Origin of the sequence: Curtobacterium sp. MCSS17_011 (assembly GCF_003224275.1) — a bacterium.
Classification (GTDB): Bacteria; Actinomycetota; Actinomycetes; order Actinomycetales; family Microbacteriaceae; genus Curtobacterium.
The window spans coordinates 175,399-192,530 of record NZ_QKLE01000004.1 but is presented as its reverse complement, the minus strand read 5'-3'; the positions used below and the strand labels follow the sequence as shown (position 1 = coordinate 192,530).

The following is a 17,132-nucleotide window of genomic DNA, read 5'->3' as shown; positions in this document are numbered from 1 at the left end:
TCATCGGGCGAGGAACGGACTACTCCGCAGCAGCGAGGACCGTCCGCCCGAGCCGCACGAAGTCGTCCACACCGATCGCCTCGCCCCGGGCGGTCGGGTCGATGCCAGCCGCCGTCAGGACCTCGGACGCGTGCGCACTGCCGCCGAGCACTCCGGACAGACTCTGCCGCAGCATCTTGCGGCGCTGCTGGAACGCCGCGTCCACCAGCGTGAACACCCGCGACCGCAGGAGCTCGTCACCCGGGGGCTCGTGCCGGTCGAACGCCACCAGGACGCTGTCGACGTTCGGCACCGGCCAGAAGACCTGACGGCTGACCAACCCGGCGGTGCTCCACGACCCGTACCAGGCGGCCTTGACGCTCGGCGACCCGTAGACCTTGCTGCCGGGGGTGGCGGCGAGCCGGTACCCGACCTCGGCCTGCACCATGACGAGTGACCGCTCGATCGACGGGAAGGTCGCGAGCAGGTGCAGCAGCACGGGGACGGAGATGTTGTACGGCAGGTTCGCGACCAGGTGCGTCGGTGCGGTGTCGAGGTCCGACGCGGCGACGGTCATGGCGTCCTGCTGCACGACGGTCAGCGTCGCGTCCGGCTGCATCGACGACACCGTCGACGGGAGCTTGGCGGCCAGGCGCTTGTCGATCTCGACCGCGGTGACGGGTGCGCCGGTCTCGGTGAGCCCGAGCGTCAACGACCCGAGCCCCGGGCCGATCTCGAGCACCTGAGCCGACGGGGTCACACCGGCGACCGACACGATCCGCCGCACGGTGTTGGCGTCATGGACGAAGTTCTGGCCGAGCTTCTTCGTCGGGGTAACGTCGAGTTCGGCCGCGAGCTCCCGGATCTCCGCCGGGCCGAGCAGCGCGCCCACGCCTACTCGTCCACCGTGACGGGCTCGGCGTCCCACGCGCTGTACACGAGCTCGGTGTTCGACGCGATCTGCGCCGCGAGCATCGATGCGTCGGTGCCGAGCGTCTCCGCCATCGACCGCAGGGTGAGCGGGATGAGGTACGGCGCGTTCGGGCGACCACGGAACGGAGTCGGCGTGAGGAACGGCGCGTCCGTCTCGACCATGATCAGATGCCGTGGGGCGACGACCAGGGCTTCACGCAGCACGGCGGCGTTCTTGAACGTCACGGTGCCGGCGAACGACATGTACCAGCCGCGCTCGGCGCAGAGCCGGGCGAGGTCCGGGCCACCCGAGAAGCAGTGGAAGACGGTCCGCTCCGGAGCACCCACGCGGTCGAGGACCTCGACCACGGCGTCGTGCGCGTCGCGGTCGTGGATCGTCAGCGCGAGGTCGTGCTCCTTCGCGATGCGGATGTGCTCCTCGAACGAACGGACCTGGGCGTCACGGCCGTCCTCACCGGTGCGGAAGAAGTCGAGGCCGGTCTCACCGATCGCCCGGACCCGGGGCAGGGCGGCGAGCCGTTCGATGCCGGCGAGGTGCTCGTCGAGCAGCCCCTGCTCCTGCAGCACGGGCGCTTCGTTCGGGTGCAGCGCGACGGCTGCCAGGACCCGGGGCTCCCGAGCGGCGATCGACGCGGACCACTCCGAGGTGGCGAGGTCCGTGCCGACCTGCACGACTCCACGCACGCCGACGCTCGACGCGCGGTCGAGGTGCTCGCGGTACTCGAGCGGACCGTCACCCCCGTCGCCGACACCGTCGGCGATCTCCATGTGGGTGTGGTTGTCGTACACCGGCACGACGAGCGCCTGCGGCAGCGGCGGGTATGTCAGGTCGCGCTTCGACCCACCGGACGCCCCGTCACCGCGGGACCGGACGTGCGACTCGGCGTCGGTCACGCGGAGACCTGCTCGATGCGCGGGAAGAGCCCGCTCTCGAGCGGCACCACGTGCGACGCACCCTGCCACTCGAACGCACGGTCGACCCGCTGCTCGGCGACGGACCCGCCTGCGCCGATCGAGGCCCAGAGCTTCTCGGTCGCCTTCGGCATGACCGGGGACAGCAGGACGGTGACGGTGCCGAGGCCACGGAGCGCGGTGGTCAGGACGGTGCCGAGGCGCTCGCGGTTGGCGTCGTCCTTCGCCAGGGCCCAGGGCGCCTGCTCGGTGATGTACCCGTTCAGGGCGTCGACGAGTTCCCACACGCTGGCGATCGCCTCGTGCGGGGCGAAGGCGGCGATGGCGGCGTCGGCACGCTCGGTGACCGACACGGCCAGGGCATCGATCGCCTGGTCGGACTCGGTCAGTTCGCCGCGAGCGGGGACCTCGCCGTCGCAGTACTTCTGCAGCATGGCGACCAGGCGTGACGCCAGGTTGCCGTAGCCGTTCGCGAGCTCGGCCTGGTAGCGCGCCGAGATGTCTTCCCAGCTGAAGTTGCCGTCCTGCCCGAAGGTGATGGCGCGCAGGAAGTAGTAGCGGAAGGCATCGGACCCGAACGTGTCGGTGATCTCCGACGGCGCGATGCCGGTCAGCTTCGACTTGGACATCTTCTCGCCGCCGACGAGCAGCCAGCCGTGGCCGAAGACGCGCTCCGGCACGGGCAGCCCAGCGGCCATGAGCATCGCCGGCCAGATGACGGCGTGGAAGCGGGCGATGTCCTTGCCGACGATGTGCACGCTCGGCCAGAGGCGCTTGAAGGCCTCGTCGTCGTCGGTGCCGTAGCCGAGCGCCGTGACGTAGTTGAGCAGGGCGTCGAACCACACGTACAGCACGTGGTCGCTGTCCCACGGGATCGTGATGCCCCAGTCGAAGCTGGAGCGCGAGATCGACAGGTCCCGGAGCCCCTGCTTGACGAACGAGATGATCTCGTTGCGGACGCTCTCGGGCTGGATGAACAGCGGGTTCGACTCGTACAGGTCGAGCAGACGCTGCTCGAAGTCGGACATCCGGAAGAAGTAGTTGCGCTCGGCCAGCACCTCGACCGGGATCGAGTGGATCGCGCAGACCTGCTGACCCTCGTACGCACCGGTACCGGCGACCAGGTCGCTCGGCTGCTTGTACTCCTCGCAGCCCACGCAGTAGAAGCCCTCGAACTCGCCGGCGTAGATGAAGCCGTCGTCGTAGAGCTTCTGCAGGAACGCCGTCACGCCACGCTCGTGCCGTTCGTCGGTGGTGCGGATGAAGTCGTCGTTCGCGACGTCGACCGTGTCGAGCAGTGGCTTCCAGGCGTCGTTGACCAGGCGGTCGGCCCATTCCTTGGGTGAGACGTCGTTCGCCGAGGCGGTGCGCAGGATCTTCTGCCCGTGCTCGTCCGTGCCGGTGAGCAGCCAGGTGTCGTCACCGCGCTGCCGGTGCCAGCGCGCGAGGAAGTCCGCGGCGACCTCGGTGTAGGCGTGCCCGATGTGGGGCACGTCGTTCACGTAGAAGATCGGCGTGGTGATGCTGAACGAGGACCCGGCGGACATGCGGACCATCCTACGGGCGCACGGAACCCCGATGACGCGTGCGGCGGTGGACTGTGGAGAACCACGTCCTGGAGGCCCGTGACGGGCCCGCCCCGCGCCTCCGGACCGGCGGACGCGAACGTGACGAGCCCCGCTCAGCGCGCCGCGAGCGCCCCTTCGTACAGGTCCCGCTTCGACAGCCCGGTCGCGTCCGCGACCGCCGCGGCGGCCTCCTTCATGCGCATGCCGGCGGCCACCCGCTCGAGCACCAGGCGCACCCCGTCGTCGAGCGTGGCTTCCTCGGTGGCCTCCGCGGCGCCGGCGACGACGATGCAGAACTCGCCCCGCACACCCTCGGACGCCCACTCGACGAGTTCGTCCAGCGGCCCGCGACGGACCTCTTCGTACAGCTTCGTGAGCTCACGGCAGACCGCGGCGCGTCGGTCACCCCCGAACCCGACGGCCATGTCGGCCAGGGTCTCGGCCAGCCGGTGCGGCGACTCGAAGAACACCATCGTCCGCTGCTCCCCCGCCAGCGCCTGGAACACCCGGCGGCGCTCACCGGCCTTGCGGGTGGGGAACCCCTCGAACGTGAAGCGGTCGGTGGGCAGCCCGGACACGGCGAGCGCCATGAGCACGGCCGACGGCCCGGGCAGGGCGGTGACGGTGACCCCGGCTGCGGCGGCGGCCTCGACGAGCGGGAAGCCGGGGTCGCTGATCGCGGGCATGCCGGCGTCGGTGAGGACGACGACGTCCTCGTCGCGGGCGAGCTCGACGACCTCGGACGCCTTCGCCCGCTCGTTGTGCTCGTGCAGGGCGATGAGCCGCGGACGGTTCTCGATGCCCAGGGCGCGCATCAGGTGGATGGCGGTCCTGGTGTCCTCCGCCGCGACGACCGTGGCGTTGGAGAGGGTCTCGACGAGACGGCGCGAGGCGTCCCCGAGGTTGCCGATGGGCGTTGCTGCGAGGACGATCACGCACCCATTGTCGTCGCAGCACCGACGCAGCGGGGACATGCGGTCGATCCGTAGGATGCTCAGCGATGACCAGCGAGCTGACCGACGACCGCACGGCCGTGCCCGACGGGCCGGTCGGCTCGCGCCTGGACGACTGGTGGGGGCGGGTGCTCTCCACGTCGCAGCGGGTCGCCGTGTGGCGGTGGACGGGTCCGCTCGCGGTGACGCTCCTCGCCGCCGTGCTGCGGCTGGTGAACCTCGGCAACCCCCACTCGCTCGTGTTCGACGAGACGTACTACGTCAAGGACGGCTGGTCGATCGTGCACCTCGGGTACGAGGGCACCTGGCCCGCGAACCCGAGCGGTGACACCGCCCCGACGACCGACGACCGGTTCGTCCGCGGCGAGACGGACATCTTCACGAGTGCGGCGGAGTTCATCGCGCACCCGCCGCTCGGCAAGTACCTCATCGGCCTCGGGATGCTGCTGTTCGGGGCGGACAACTCGTTCGGCTGGCGCTTCACGGTGGCCGTGCTCGGGATCGCGACGGTGTTCCTCACCGCGGTGATCGCCCGGTCGCTGTTCCGTTCGACGACGATCGGCACGCTCGCCGGCTTCCTGCTCGCGATCGACGGGCAGGCGATCGTGATGTCGCGGGTGACGCTCCTCGACGGCATCCTGACCTTCTTCGTCATCCTCGGGTTCGGGGCGCTGCTGCTCGACCGTCGGCACAGTCAACGGCGGCTCGACGAATGGGTCGCCGCCCGCGCCGCCGCGGGCCGGACCACCCTGTGGGGGCCGGTGCTCTGGTGGCGGCCGTGGTTGTTCGCGATGGGCCTGGCACTCGGGCTGGCAGCGGCGACGAAGTGGTCCGGGGTGTACTTCCTGGCGTTCTTCGCCGTGTACTCCGTGCTGAGCGACATGATGATGCGCCGCCGCGCCGGGGTCGAGTTCTGGTCGTCGAGCGCGCTGCTGCAGCAGGCACCGGTGTCGTTCCTGCTGACCGTGCCGATCGCCGCGGTGACCTACGTGGCGTCGTGGACCGGCTGGTTCGTGTCGAAGGACGGCTGGGACCGCAACTGGCTGTCCTCGGGCGGCGAACGCTGGACCGGGCTGCTCGCCTGGGTGCCGGACAGCCTGCAGAACTGGTGGCACTACCAGTCGGAGATCTACGCCTTCAACATCGGGCTGCACACCCCGCACTCGTACCAGGCGAACCCGCTGCTCTGGCTCGTGATGCAGCGCCCGACGTCGATGTTCTACGTCGGCACGGACGCCGGGCAGGACGGCTGCTGGGCGAACCGCTGCGGCGAGGCGATCACCGGCATCGCGAACCCGTTCATCTGGTACGCCTCGGTCATCGCCACGGTGGCGCTGCTCGTGCTCTGGATCCTGCGCCGGAAGTGGGAGTACGGCTTCGTCCTGCTCGGCGTCGCGGCGGGCTACCTGCCCTGGCTGATGTACGTCGACCGGACGGTGTTCCAGTTCTACACGATCGCCTTCGAGCCCTACATGGTGATGGCGCTGGCCGCCGCGATCGGGGTGGTGCTCGGCAGGCGGAGCGACGAGCGGTCCCGCCGGAGCCGGGCGATCCTGTGGGTCGGCGTGTACCTGGGCGTCGTCGTACTCGCCTCGGTCTACTGGTACCCGATGTGGACGGCGATGCAGGTGCCGTGGGACTTCGTCCGGTCGCACTACTGGATCCCCAGCTGGCTGTAGCTGGTCTGGCTGGTCTGGCCGGTCCGGCCGCGCCCGTCGCGCTGGGCGCTCTGGTGGCGACCACCGCCGGACTGGAGGCCCGTGGCGGCGCCGCCACGGGCCTCCAGTCCGTGGTCAGGACTGCGCGTGCATCGCGCGCTCGATCGACTCGCGGTCCAGCGGCTCGCCGAGCATCGGTGTGCTGTCGTCCGTGCCCGGCAGGACCCCCTGGATCAGGAGTTCCGCGTAGCGGCGCCAGGCGTCCGGGTCGTGCTCGCGGGTGGCGTCGGCGACCGCGCCGACCATCGCGGTGAGCATCGGCAGGTCCCGGGAGTCGAAGCCTGGTCGGACGACGCCGGCGGTCTCGGCACGGCCGATGATCGCGGCGACCTGGCGCTCGAGCCGGTCGCGCTCCTGCACGATGGACGGTCGGGCCTTGCCGGCCCGGACGATGGCGTCTGCGAGCGCGCGGTCACGGGCTCGGAACTCGAAGACACCCATCAGGTAGACCCGGAGCGCCTCGCGCGGATCGGTCACGTCCGCTGCCCGGGCGGCCGCGTCGTTCATCGCTTCGAACTTCGTGGCGAGCAGCGCCTCGATCAGGGAGTCCTTGTCGGCGAACCGGCGGTAGACGGTGCCGACACCGACGCCGGCCTCGTGGGCGATGTCGTTCAACGTGACGGAGAGCCCGCGCTCCGCGAAGCACTTGCGTGCCGTCTGCAGGATCAGCTCGCGGTTGCGCGCAGCGTCGGCGCGCAGCGGTCGCTCGAGGTCGGACGCGGACTCGGTGGTGCTCACGATCCGACCGTAGTTGCACTTTCTGGGAACAAGTGGATGCCTTCCTTCCGTTTCGGTCTACACTGGCCACAACCGGATGCCCTGCATCCGGTTTTCGTCACCACCACATCTCCGGAGTGCCCGACGGCGCGCACCTCCACCTCCCCTCCAACCTTCTCCAAGGAGGCTGCCGTGACGGCAGAACACACCGTGCCATCCCCCACCGGGGCAGCACCCACGACTCCGGGCGCCACCCCCGCCAAGAGCAACCACCGCTGGATCGCCCTGGCGGTCATCGCCCTCGCGCAGTTGATGGTCGTGCTCGATGCGACCATCGTGAACATCGCCCTGCCCTCGGCCCAGGCCGACCTGGACTTCGGCACCGACCAGCGACAGTGGATCGTCACCGCGTACTCGCTGGCGTTCGGCTCGCTGCTGCTGCTCGGCGGTCGCCTCGGCGACCTGTTCGGGCGGAAGAACACCTTCATCATCGGGCTCGTCGGCTTCGCCGTCGCCTCGGTGCTCGGTGGGCTTGCCGACTCGTTCGGCCTGCTCGTCGCGGCCCGCGCGCTGCAGGGTGTCTTCGGCGCACTGCTCGCCCCGTCCGCACTCGGCATGCTGACCACGACGTTCCGCGACCCCAAGGAACGCGGTCGCGCGTTCGGCATCTTCGGGTCCATCGCCGGCTCGGGTGCGGCCATCGGCCTGCTGCTCGGCGGCGTGCTGACCGAGTACGCCTCGTGGCGTTGGTGCCTCTACGTCAACGTCGTCTTCGCCGTGCTCGGCGTGATCGGCGCGCTCGTCTTCATGGAGCGCCCGCCGAAGGTCGAGCGTCCGCGCATCGACGTGCTCGGGGTCATCACCATCACGCTCGGGCTGGTCGGCGTCGTCTACGGCTTCTCGAACGCCGAGACGAACGGCTGGGATTCCCCCGTCACCATCGCGATGCTCGCCGGCGGTGTCGTGCTGATCGCCGCGTTCGTGTTCATCGAGACCCGCGTCGCCCACCCGCTGCTGCCCCTGCGCGTCGTGCTCGACCGTGACCGCGGCGGCTCGTTCATCGCGATCGGCCTGGTCGCGATCGGCATGTTCGGCATCTTCCTGTTCCTGACCTACTACCTGGAGCAGACCCTCGGCTTCAGCTCGCTGCAGACCGGTCTCGCGTTCCTGCCGATGCCGCTGTCGATCATGGTCTCGGCGACGCAGATCGGTGGCCGCCTGCTGCCGCGCGTCGGGCCGAAGGTGCTCATCTTCGCCGGTGGCCTGGTCGCCGCGACCGGGCTCCTCCTGCTGCTCCGCACCGACCTGGACAGCTCCTACGCGGGCACCGTCCTGCCGGCGTTGATCGTGATCGGCCTCGGTATGGGCACGATCTTCTCGTCCGCGATGAACACCGCGACGACCGGGGTCGCCCGGGCCGACGCCGGAGTGGCCTCGGCGACGGTCAACACGATGCAGCAGATCGGCGGCTCGATCGGCACCGCGCTGCTGTCGACGATCTTCGCCGACGTGGTGTCGAACAGCCTGTCCGGGCTGTCCGCCGCCCCGACGAAGCTGCAGCAGGCCCAGGCGACGCTCGACGGCTACCACGCGGCGTTCGGCATCTCGGCCGGGGTGCTCGTGCTCGTCGCCCTCGCCGGCGGCCTGCTCATCAACCGGCAGTCGGTGCGGGTCGAGCGGCTCGCACGTGCCGGGTCGGCCACGACCGGGAGCATCCCCGCCGCGGCGCACTGACCCTGGCGGTGGGGCGGCTGCACCCGTTTCACGACGATCCACCTGTCGAACAACGCGTGCATCGTCGATCGATGCGCACGCACTCGATGCCCGCGCATGTTCCGACGGACCACTCGTCGAACGACTGGCGCATCGTCGATCAATGCCCACGCATGCACCCCACCCTCACCCCCGGTTGCGCCGTGTGTCCAGGACCCTGGCCCACGTCAGGGGTGCGGATTATGGTGTGCGGCATGGCCCCCGTCCTGACCTCACCACTCGTGTCGACGCAGTGGCTCGCAGACCACCTCGGTGCTGACGAGCTCGTCGTGCTCGACGCCTCGGTGCACACGGTCGGGGCCGGGTTCGGCACCACCTGGCTCCCGGGGCGGGACGCCCACGAGCAGCGCGGCCACGTGCCCGGCGCCCGCTTCGCCGACCTGATCGACGACTTCTCCGCCGCCGACGCCGACGTCCCGTTCACCCGCCCCGGCGCCGAGCGCTTCGAGGTGGCCGCGGCACAGCTCGGCGTGACGAACACCTCGACCGTCGTGGTCTACGACGACAGCGTCGGCGAGTGGTCGGCGCGCCTGTGGTGGATCTTCCGTTCGTTCGGCTTCGACTCGGTCGCGGTGCTCGACGGTGGCTTCACGAAGTGGCGCGACGAGGGCCGCCCGGTGCGCGTGGGCGCACTGCGCACGCCCGCGGCGCCGTCCGACCCCGATGCCGGCGCGTTCCTGGCCGGCGAAGAACGTGCGCTCTGGGCGGACCACGACCGCGTCACCCGTGCCGTCTCCGGCGAAGAGCCGGCGTCACTGGTGTTCGCCGCGCCCTGGGCCGCCCTCGGTGACGACCACCCGCCGATCGTGCCGGGCAGCACCCCGATCACGGCGGACACCCTGGTGGACCCCGAGACGAACGCGTACCTGCGCGGTGGCGAACTCGAGCGGGCCTTCGCCGCGGTGATCGGTGCCGACGAGATCGTCACGTACTGCGGGGTGGGCAGCGCCGCGTGTGTCGACGCCCTCGCCCTGACGGTGCTCGGGCACGACCGGGTGAAGGTGTACGACGGTTCGCTGGCCGACTGGTGGCGGCACGAGCAACTCGCCTCCTGACGGAACCGACCGCGGAACGGCGGCCGCGCCTGGCCGACGGCCGAGGACCGACAGCCGAGGACCGACGGCGGACGGCCGACACCGCACTACCGTTGCACCATGAGCACCAGACGCGCGGTCATCCTCGGCGGCACCGGCGGGATCGGCTCGGCCGTCGCACGTGCGCTCCTCGACGCCTCGGGCCGTGGCGGCGACGACTGGCAGGTCGACCTCGTCGCCCGACGCGGTGGCCCCGCGGCCGACAGCCTGGCAGCCTCCGGCGCGACCTTCGTCGCCGGCGACCGGCGCGACCGTTCCGTCCTGCGTGACCTGCTGCGCCCCGGAGCCGACCTGCTCGTCGACACCGTCGGTGTGACGCGCGACGACGCCCAGCAGCTCCTGCCGTTCCTCGACGACGTCGGCTCGACGGTCTTCGTCTCGTCCAAGGCCGTCTACGCCGACGAGCAGGGCCGGCACGCGAACTCGCTCGACAAGCCGGTGTTCGGCGGTGCGGTCACCGAGATCCAGCCCACGGTCACCGCCGGGGACGGCGACCCGACGAGTCGTGACGGGTACGGCGCCGCGAAGGTGGCGGCCGAACAGGTCCTGCTCGACCACGGCGCCCCGGTCACCGTGCTCCGCCCGTCGAAGGTGTACGGCGTCGGCATCGGCCGCCCGCGGGAGTGGTTCGTCGTCCGCCGCGCGCTCGACGGCCGGGAACGCATCCTGCTCGCCGACCACGGCCGCGGCATCGACCACACGACGGCGGCGAGCGGCATCGGTTCGCTCGTCCGACTCGTGGCGGACGCACCGGACCGCCGGATCCTCAACGTCGCGGACGCCTCCGCCCCGACCGTGCTCGAGATCGTCCGCACGATCGCCGGACACCTGGACCACCGGTTCGACGAGGTCCTGCTCGACGAGGACGCGCCCGCCTTCGTGGGCGGCACGCCCTGGTCGTCGCCGTCGCCGTTCGTCCTCGACACCACGGCGGCACGTGCCCTGGGTTGGGAACCGCCGGAGTTCCAGGCCGCCGTCGCCCCGGAACTGGCATGGCTGGTCGAGACCGCCCACGCCACGCCCGCCGACGGCGACGTCCCCTGGGCCGACGACCCGTTCTGGGACCACATGTTCGACTACGGCCCCGAGGACGCCGCACTCGCACTCCTGTCCCTCAACCTGGGCTGACACGGTGCTCCGATCCGAGGTCCTGTTCATCGGCGGACGTTCCGGCGTGGGCAAGTCCACGGCGGCCGAGGCACTGCACGACCTGCTCGTCGCGGCGGACGTCCGGCACGCCGTGATCGAGGGAGACCTGCTCGACCTCGCTCACCCGGCGCCGCACGTCGAGCACCCCGAGGCGCACCTGGCAGAGCGGAACCTCGCCGCGATCTGGGCCGGCTACCGGGCGATCGGACACCACAGACTCATCTACACGAACACCGTGTCCGTGCTCCAACACGAGCGCCTCGCCGCGGCGATGGGCGATGATCCGCTGGTCAGCGTGGCCCTGCTCCGCGCGACGGACGACACGACCGCCGACCGCCTGACGCGGCGAGCAGGTGGTGCGGTCCCACAGGCGCAGCTCGCGCACAGCACACGGACGGCCGGGAGGCTCGACGCGGCCACCGCGGACACGGTCACCCGGCTGGACACCGACGGCCAGAGCCCCGCCCAGGTGGCCGCACGGCTCGCGTCGATCACGGGGTGGCTCGAGCGCTGATCTCCCCGCCCGGCCTGTGCAGAGCGGCCGTCCCGTCCACAGATGTCCCCGGGCGGTGGTCCGCCCAGTCGCGGGCGGGCACGCTGGAGCCATGAACGACAACCGCCTCGGCACCTCGGTCAGCCCGTACCTGCGTCTGCACGCCGACAACCCCGTCGACTGGCGCGAGTGGGGTCCCGAGGCGTTCGACGAAGCACGGGAGCGCGGGGTCCCGGTGCTGGTGTCGGTCGGGTACGCCACGTGCCACTGGTGCCACGTGATGGCGCGCGAGAGCTTCGCGGATCCGGAGATCGGCGAGCTGCTCCGTCGGGACTTCGTGTCGGTGAAGGTCGACCGCGAAGAGCGGCCGGACGTCGACGCGAGCCTGATGGCGTCGGCGAGTGCGTTCACGCAACAGCTCGGCTGGCCGCTGACGACGTTCCTGACCCCCGACGGCCACGTCTTCTTCGCGGGGACGTACTTCCCACCCACTCCCGTCGGGCAGGTCCCGGCGTTCCGGCAGATCCTGGCCGCCGTGCTCGACGCCTGGACCGAGCGTCGGCACGAGGTGGACGCGAACGCCTCGGCCATCGCGACGGCGATCCGGCAGGGCGCCGTGGCGGACGCGACCGCCCGCTCGGGCGAGGGCGGTGCCGGAGCCGGCCCGGGCCTCCCGTCCGTCGAATCCATCCGGGCCGTCACGGACCAGCTGTCGCAGGCCGAGGACACCACCTACGGTGGTTTCGGCGGCGCGCCCAAGTTCCCGAGCACGCCGCTGCTCGAGTTCCTCGCCGACGCGGCGGCCGACGGCGACGCCGAGGCCGACGGGCTGCTCGACCGGTCGTTGCACGCGATCCGCGCCTCCGAGCTGACCGACGCCGACGGTGGTGTCTTCCGGTACGCGACCAGGCGCGACTGGAGCGTGCCGCACTACGAACGGATGCTTTACGACAATGCGGGGCTGCTCGCGGTCGCGGGTGCCGAGCAGGCTCGCGGCATCGCCGACTTCCTCCGGGACACCCTGCGCCGGGCCGACGGGGCGTTCGTCGCCGCGCAGGACAGCGAGTCGACCATCGACGGCCGACGGGTCGAGGGCGAGTGGTACCGCCGACCGGTCGCCGAGCGCGCCCACGTCGACCCGCCACCGCTGGACGACCAGGTGCTCACGGGCTGGAACGGCCTGGCGATCCGGGGGCTCGCGATCGCCGGTGCGCGGCACGGTGATCCAGAACTCGTCGCGCTCGCGCGGGGTGCCGCCGACGCTGTCCTCGCTGCCCACGTGCAGGACGGCCACGTGACCGTACGGTCCAGCACACCGCGCGGGGCGTCCTCCGCTCCGGCCACCGTCGAGGACGTCGGACTGCTCGCCGAAGGGCTGCTCGAACTCGCCCTGGTGACGGGCGAGGTCTCCTACGCGACCGTCGCACGCTCGCTCGTCGACGACGGCCTGGCCGGGCGCTTCGACGTCGACCCGGTGCTGGCCTCCGCGGGGACCGCCACGGGCGAACAGCCGCAGACGGCGATGCGGTCCGGCACCGTGGCACTGGCATCGGCCGCAGCGACGCTCGGGGCACTGACGGGCGACGAGGCACTGCGGGTCGCCGCGGCACGACTCGTCGCCGACCGCGCCCGCACCGGGACCGAGCGACCCCTCGGTCACGCGGATGCCCTCGGTGTCGCCCTCGCCCTGCAACGGCCGTCGCGAGAGATCGTCGTCGTCACGAGCGGCACCGACGATCCGATGCGGGCCGTGGCACACCGCGCTCGGCGCCCCGGCACGGTCGTCGCCACCACGACGCGGCAGCAGGCCCGCGACTGGGCCGAGGCGGGGTTCTCGTTGTTCGAGGGCCGCGACGCGTTCGATCCTGCCGGGTACGTCTGTCACGACCGAGTGTGCGAACTGCCGTCCCGGTCAGCGGATTCCCTGGCCCAGCAGATCGCCTGACGCACCAGCCGCCCGGCGCGCCTGTATCCTGGAATGCTCATGTCTTCTCCGCTGCCCATCACGTACCCGCCCGAACTGCCGGTCTCGCAGCGGCGGGACGACATCGCGGCTGCCATCCGTGACAACCAGGTGGTCATCGTCGCCGGGGCCACCGGCTCGGGCAAGACCACACAGTTGCCGAAGATCTGCCTCGAGCTCGGTCGCGAGCACATCGGGCACACGCAGCCGCGGCGGATCGCAGCCCGCACCATCGCGGAGCGTGTGGCGGAAGAACTGGGCGGCGGCGAGCTCGGCGGACTCGTCGGGTACCAGGTCCGCTTCACCGACAAGGTGAGCTCCGAGACCCGCGTGAAGCTGATGACCGACGGCATCCTGCTGAACGAGATCCACTTCGACCGCGACCTGAAGCGGTACGACACGATCATCATCGACGAGGCGCACGAGCGGTCCCTGACGATCGACTTCCTGCTGGGATACCTGAAGCGGCTGCTCCCCCGTCGCCCCGACCTGAAGCTCATCATCACGAGTGCGACGATCGACCCGGAGTCGTTCTCGAAGCACTTCGACGACGCGCCCATCATCGAGGTGTCCGGCCGCACCTACCCGGTCGAGATCCGGTACCGCCCGCTCGTCGCCGAAGACCAGGGCGACGACGCAGACGACGAGTCGGATTCCCGCACCGGTGACAGCGGCAACGCAGCCGACGACCGCGACACCCTGCAGGGCATCACCGACGCCCTCGACGAGCTGGCACAAGAGGAGCCGGGCGACGTCCTCGTGTTCCTGTCCGGCGAGAACGAGATCCGCGACGCGCAGGACGCGATCGAGGGCAAGCGCTACCCGGGCACCGAGGTCCTGCCGCTGTACGGCCGGTTGTCCGCGGCCGACCAGCACCGGGTCTTCGAGCGTCGGAACACCCCGGGCATCCGCCGTCGTGTGGTCCTCGCCACGAACGTCGCCGAAACCTCACTGACGGTGCCGGGCATCAAGTACGTGATCGACACGGGGACGGCGCGCATCTCCCGGTACTCCCCGCGGGCCAAGGTGCAGCGCCTGCCGATCGAGGCGATCTCGCAGGCCAGCGCCAGCCAGCGCTCCGGTCGAGCGGGCCGCACCAGCGCCGGCATCGCGATCCGGCTCTACTCCGAGGACGACTTCGGCCGCCGTCCCGAGTACACCGACCCCGAGATCCTCCGCACGAACCTCGCCGCGGTGATCCTGCAGATGATCTCCCTGGGCTTCGGCGACATCGAGTCGTTCCCGTTTCTGCAGCCGCCGGACAGCCGGGGCGTGAAGGACGGCCTCGACCTGCTCCGCGAGCTCCGTGCCGTCGACAAGGACGGCCGCATCACGAAGTCGGGGCGACAGCTGACCCGGTTGCCGATCGACCCCCGCCTCGGCCGGATGGTGCTCGAGGCCGGGCGGCAGGGCGTCGGGCGCGAGGTCATCGCCATCGTCAGCGCCCTGAGCATCCAGGACCCGCGCGAGCGTCCCCTCGAGAAGCGTGCCCACGCCGACCAGCTGCACGCCCGCTTCGCCGACCCGACCAGCGACTTCCTGACCCTGCTCAACCTGTGGAACCACATCGAGGACCAGCAGGAGGAACTGTCGTCGAGCGCGTTCCGACGCCTCTGCAAGGCCGAGTTCCTCAACTACCTCCGCATCCGCGAGTGGCAGGACCTGTACCGGCAACTCTCCCGTGCAGCGAAGCAGGTCGACGTGCGGGTGGGCCAGTCCCGCTCCGACGACGGTGACGCGGTCCACCGTGCACTGCTCGCCGGACTCCTCAGTCAGATCGGTCTCCGCGACCGCGAGAAGCGCGATTACCTCGGCTCGCGGAACACCCGGTTCGTGGTGTTCCCGGGCAGCGTGCTGGCGAAGAAGCAGCCCGACGCCGTGATGGCCGCCGAACTCGTCGAGACGAGCCGGTTGTTCGCCCGGACCGTGGGCCGGATCGACCCCGCCTGGGTGGAACCGCTCGCCGGCGACCTGCTCAAGCGCACCTACGGCGAGCCGCACTGGGAGAAGAAGCAGGGGGCGGTCGTCGCCTACGAGCGGGTGACCTTGTTCGGCGTCCCGATCGTGCAGCGCCGCCGCGTGCAGTACTCACGGATCGACCCGGAACACTCTCGCGAGCTCTTCATCCGGCATGCCCTGGTCGAGGGCGAGTGGGAATCGCAGCAGGCCTTCGACCGCGCCAACCGGAAGCTCCGCAAGGAACTCGAGCAGCTCGAGGAACGCACCCGCCGCCGCGACATCCTGCTCGACGATGAGAACGTCTACGAGTTCTACGACGCCCGCATCCCCGCAGACGTGGCGACGACGCGTGACTTCGAGGGGTGGTGGCGAACCATCCGCCGTGAGCAGCCGGACCTGCTCACGATGCGCCGGTCGGACCTGCTGGACGAATCCGCCGCCGAGGCTGCCGAGGACGACGTCGAGTACCCGACCCAGTGGCGGAGCGGCGACCAACGCCTCGCGATCAAGTACCGCTTCGAACCCGGCGCGCAAGACGACGGCGTCAGCGTGCAGGTGCCCCTCGCGCTCCTGCCCCGGATGCGCGAAGAGGGCTTCGACTGGCAGGTGCGTGGCCTCCGCAAGGAACTCGTCACCGCGCTGATCAAGTCGCTGCCGAAGCAGATCCGCAAGAACGTCGTGCCCGCTGCCGACTGGGCCGAGAAGATCGTCGCCGAGCTGCCCGACGACGCCCCGACCGAGCCGACGGAGTCGTTCCGATCCACGCTCGCCAAGGCGATCCAGCGCATGACCTACGTGCCCGTGTCGGAGTCTGACTTCGACCTGGCCCGCGTCCCCGCACACCTGCTGCCGACCTGGGCGGTGGTCGACGAGCGCGGTCGCCGGGTCGAGACCGGCAAGGACCTGTCGGCCCTGCAGACCAAGCTCAAGGAACGCACCCGGCAGAGCGTCGCCTCCGCCACGGTGCAGGGTGCAGGACGGCCAGGAGGCGCGGCTCGAGTCGCATCCGCTGGTACCGGTCGTCCGCTGGAACAGTCCGGACTCACCGCCTGGCCCGACCAGGACCTGCCGCAGACCCTCGACACCAAGCAGGCGGGTGGTGTCATCCGTGCGTACCCGTCCCTGGTCGAAGAAGGCGCCGGTCCGAAGGCGACCGTCGGCGTGCAGCTGCTCGCCACGCCGTCCGACCGCGTCGTGCGGATGCCCGCAGGGGTCCGTCGTCTGGTGATGCACGCGGTGCCCTCACCCGTGTCGTACATCCAGTCGCACCTGACCGCGCAGGAGAAGCTCGCCCTCGCCGCGAGCCCCTACCCGTCGACCGCCGCGCTGTTCGACGACGTCCTGGCCGCCGTGGTCGACGCCGGCATCCGTCGGGCCCACCCGGACGGCCTCGTCTTCACGAAGGCCGAGTTCGAGTCCGTCCGCGATGCCGTGTCGGCCACCGTCGTCGACACGATGTTCACCGCGGTGTCCGAGGTCGCGGCCGTCCTGGCCGCACAGCGCTCCGCCGAACGAGCGCTCAAGCAGGCGAACTCGATGTTGCTGCTCGCCGCCCTGAGTGACATGCGGCAGCAGATGGAGCGTCTGGTGTTCCCCGGGTTCGTCGCGGTGGCGGGGCTCGACCGGCTCCGCCGCATCCGCGTGTACCTGCAGGGCATCGAGTCGCGCGTGCAGAAGCTGCTGCAGAACCCCGGCCGCGATGCGACCTGGATGCGCGAGGTCACCGTGGCGACCGACCGCTACGCCGATGCCGGGGGCACCTTCCCGCCCGCGGTCGGCGCGCACCCCGAGCTCGTGCACGCGCGGTGGATGCTCGAGGAGTTCCGGCTGAGCCTCTTCGCGCAGGAACTCGGGACCGCCGAGACCGTCTCGTTGCAGCGGATCACGAAGGCCCTGACCGCCGCACGCTGATGGGTCTACC

General features: G+C 70.8%; 12 protein-coding genes. 7 read left to right on the top strand and 5 right to left on the bottom strand.

Features of this window, described 5'->3' with window-relative positions:
- Window positions 1–19: 19 nt before the first annotated feature.
- The 4 genes from rsmA to rsmI all read right to left on the bottom strand — a co-directional run bounded on the left by rsmA (window position 20) and on the right by rsmI (window position 4,327).
- Window positions 20–871 carry a 16S rRNA (adenine(1518)-N(6)/adenine(1519)-N(6))-dimethyltransferase RsmA gene (gene rsmA / locus DEJ17_RS04755; protein ID WP_110892300.1) on the bottom strand — a complete coding sequence of 284 codons (852 nt, stop codon included), beginning with the start codon at window positions 869–871 and terminating at the stop codon, window positions 20–22.
- 2 nt (window positions 872–873) lie between these two features.
- Window positions 874–1,806 (bottom strand): TatD family hydrolase, encoded by a 933-nt coding sequence (locus tag DEJ17_RS04750; RefSeq protein WP_110892299.1) that lies wholly within the window; start codon window positions 1,804–1,806, stop codon window positions 874–876.
- Complete coding sequence (metG, locus tag DEJ17_RS04745; protein ID WP_110892298.1) at window positions 1,803–3,371, bottom strand: methionine--tRNA ligase; 1,569 nt, start codon at window positions 3,369–3,371, stop codon at window positions 1,803–1,805. The genes DEJ17_RS04750 and metG overlap by 4 nt, the downstream gene beginning before the upstream one ends.
- A 134-nt stretch (window positions 3,372–3,505) precedes the next feature.
- Window positions 3,506–4,327 carry a 16S rRNA (cytidine(1402)-2'-O)-methyltransferase gene (gene rsmI, locus DEJ17_RS04740; protein ID WP_110892297.1) on the bottom strand — a complete coding sequence of 274 codons (822 nt, stop codon included), beginning with the start codon at window positions 4,325–4,327 and terminating at the stop codon, window positions 3,506–3,508.
- Window positions 4,328–4,392: 65 nt separating this feature from the next.
- Between rsmI and DEJ17_RS04735 the strand changes: the two genes are divergently transcribed.
- The gene (locus tag DEJ17_RS04735) at window positions 4,393–6,024 is read left to right on the top strand and encodes a dolichyl-phosphate-mannose--protein mannosyltransferase (RefSeq protein WP_110892296.1); all 1,632 of its coding nucleotides are present in this window, start codon (window positions 4,393–4,395) and stop codon (window positions 6,022–6,024) included.
- 114 nt (window positions 6,025–6,138) lie between these two features.
- Here the strand turns inward: DEJ17_RS04735 and DEJ17_RS04730 are convergent, their stop codons facing one another.
- Entirely contained in the window at window positions 6,139–6,801 is a 663-nt protein-coding gene (locus tag DEJ17_RS04730) for a TetR/AcrR family transcriptional regulator (RefSeq protein WP_181421043.1), read from the bottom strand.
- A gap of 171 nt (window positions 6,802–6,972) precedes the next feature.
- Here DEJ17_RS04730 and DEJ17_RS04725 point away from each other — a divergent pair, with 171 nt between their 5' ends.
- The 6 genes from DEJ17_RS04725 (at window position 6,973) to hrpA (ending at window position 17,122) form a co-directional block, all read left to right on the top strand.
- Window positions 6,973–8,514: an MFS transporter gene (locus DEJ17_RS04725; protein ID WP_110892294.1), complete on the top strand. Its 1,542-nt coding sequence runs from the start codon at window positions 6,973–6,975 to the stop codon at window positions 8,512–8,514.
- Between the two features lie 233 nt (window positions 8,515–8,747).
- Window positions 8,748–9,608 carry a sulfurtransferase gene (locus tag DEJ17_RS04720; protein ID WP_181421042.1) on the top strand — a complete coding sequence of 287 codons (861 nt, stop codon included), beginning with the start codon at window positions 8,748–8,750 and terminating at the stop codon, window positions 9,606–9,608.
- A gap of 99 nt (window positions 9,609–9,707) precedes the next feature.
- Complete coding sequence (locus DEJ17_RS04715) at window positions 9,708–10,775, top strand: NAD(P)-dependent oxidoreductase (RefSeq protein WP_110892292.1); 1,068 nt, start codon at window positions 9,708–9,710, stop codon at window positions 10,773–10,775.
- Between the two features lie 4 nt (window positions 10,776–10,779).
- Window positions 10,780–11,310, top strand: coding sequence for an ATPase (locus DEJ17_RS04710; RefSeq protein ID WP_110892291.1), 531 nt, complete (start codon window positions 10,780–10,782; stop codon window positions 11,308–11,310).
- 91 nt (window positions 11,311–11,401) lie between these two features.
- Window positions 11,402–13,234, top strand: a complete 1,833-nt coding sequence (locus DEJ17_RS04705; RefSeq protein ID WP_110892290.1) for a thioredoxin domain-containing protein — start codon at window positions 11,402–11,404, stop codon at window positions 13,232–13,234.
- Between the two features lie 39 nt (window positions 13,235–13,273).
- On the top strand, window positions 13,274–17,122 hold the full coding sequence (hrpA, locus tag DEJ17_RS04700; protein ID WP_110892289.1) for an ATP-dependent RNA helicase HrpA: 3,849 nt from the start codon (window positions 13,274–13,276) through the stop codon (window positions 17,120–17,122).
- Window positions 17,123–17,132 lie beyond the last annotated feature (10 nt).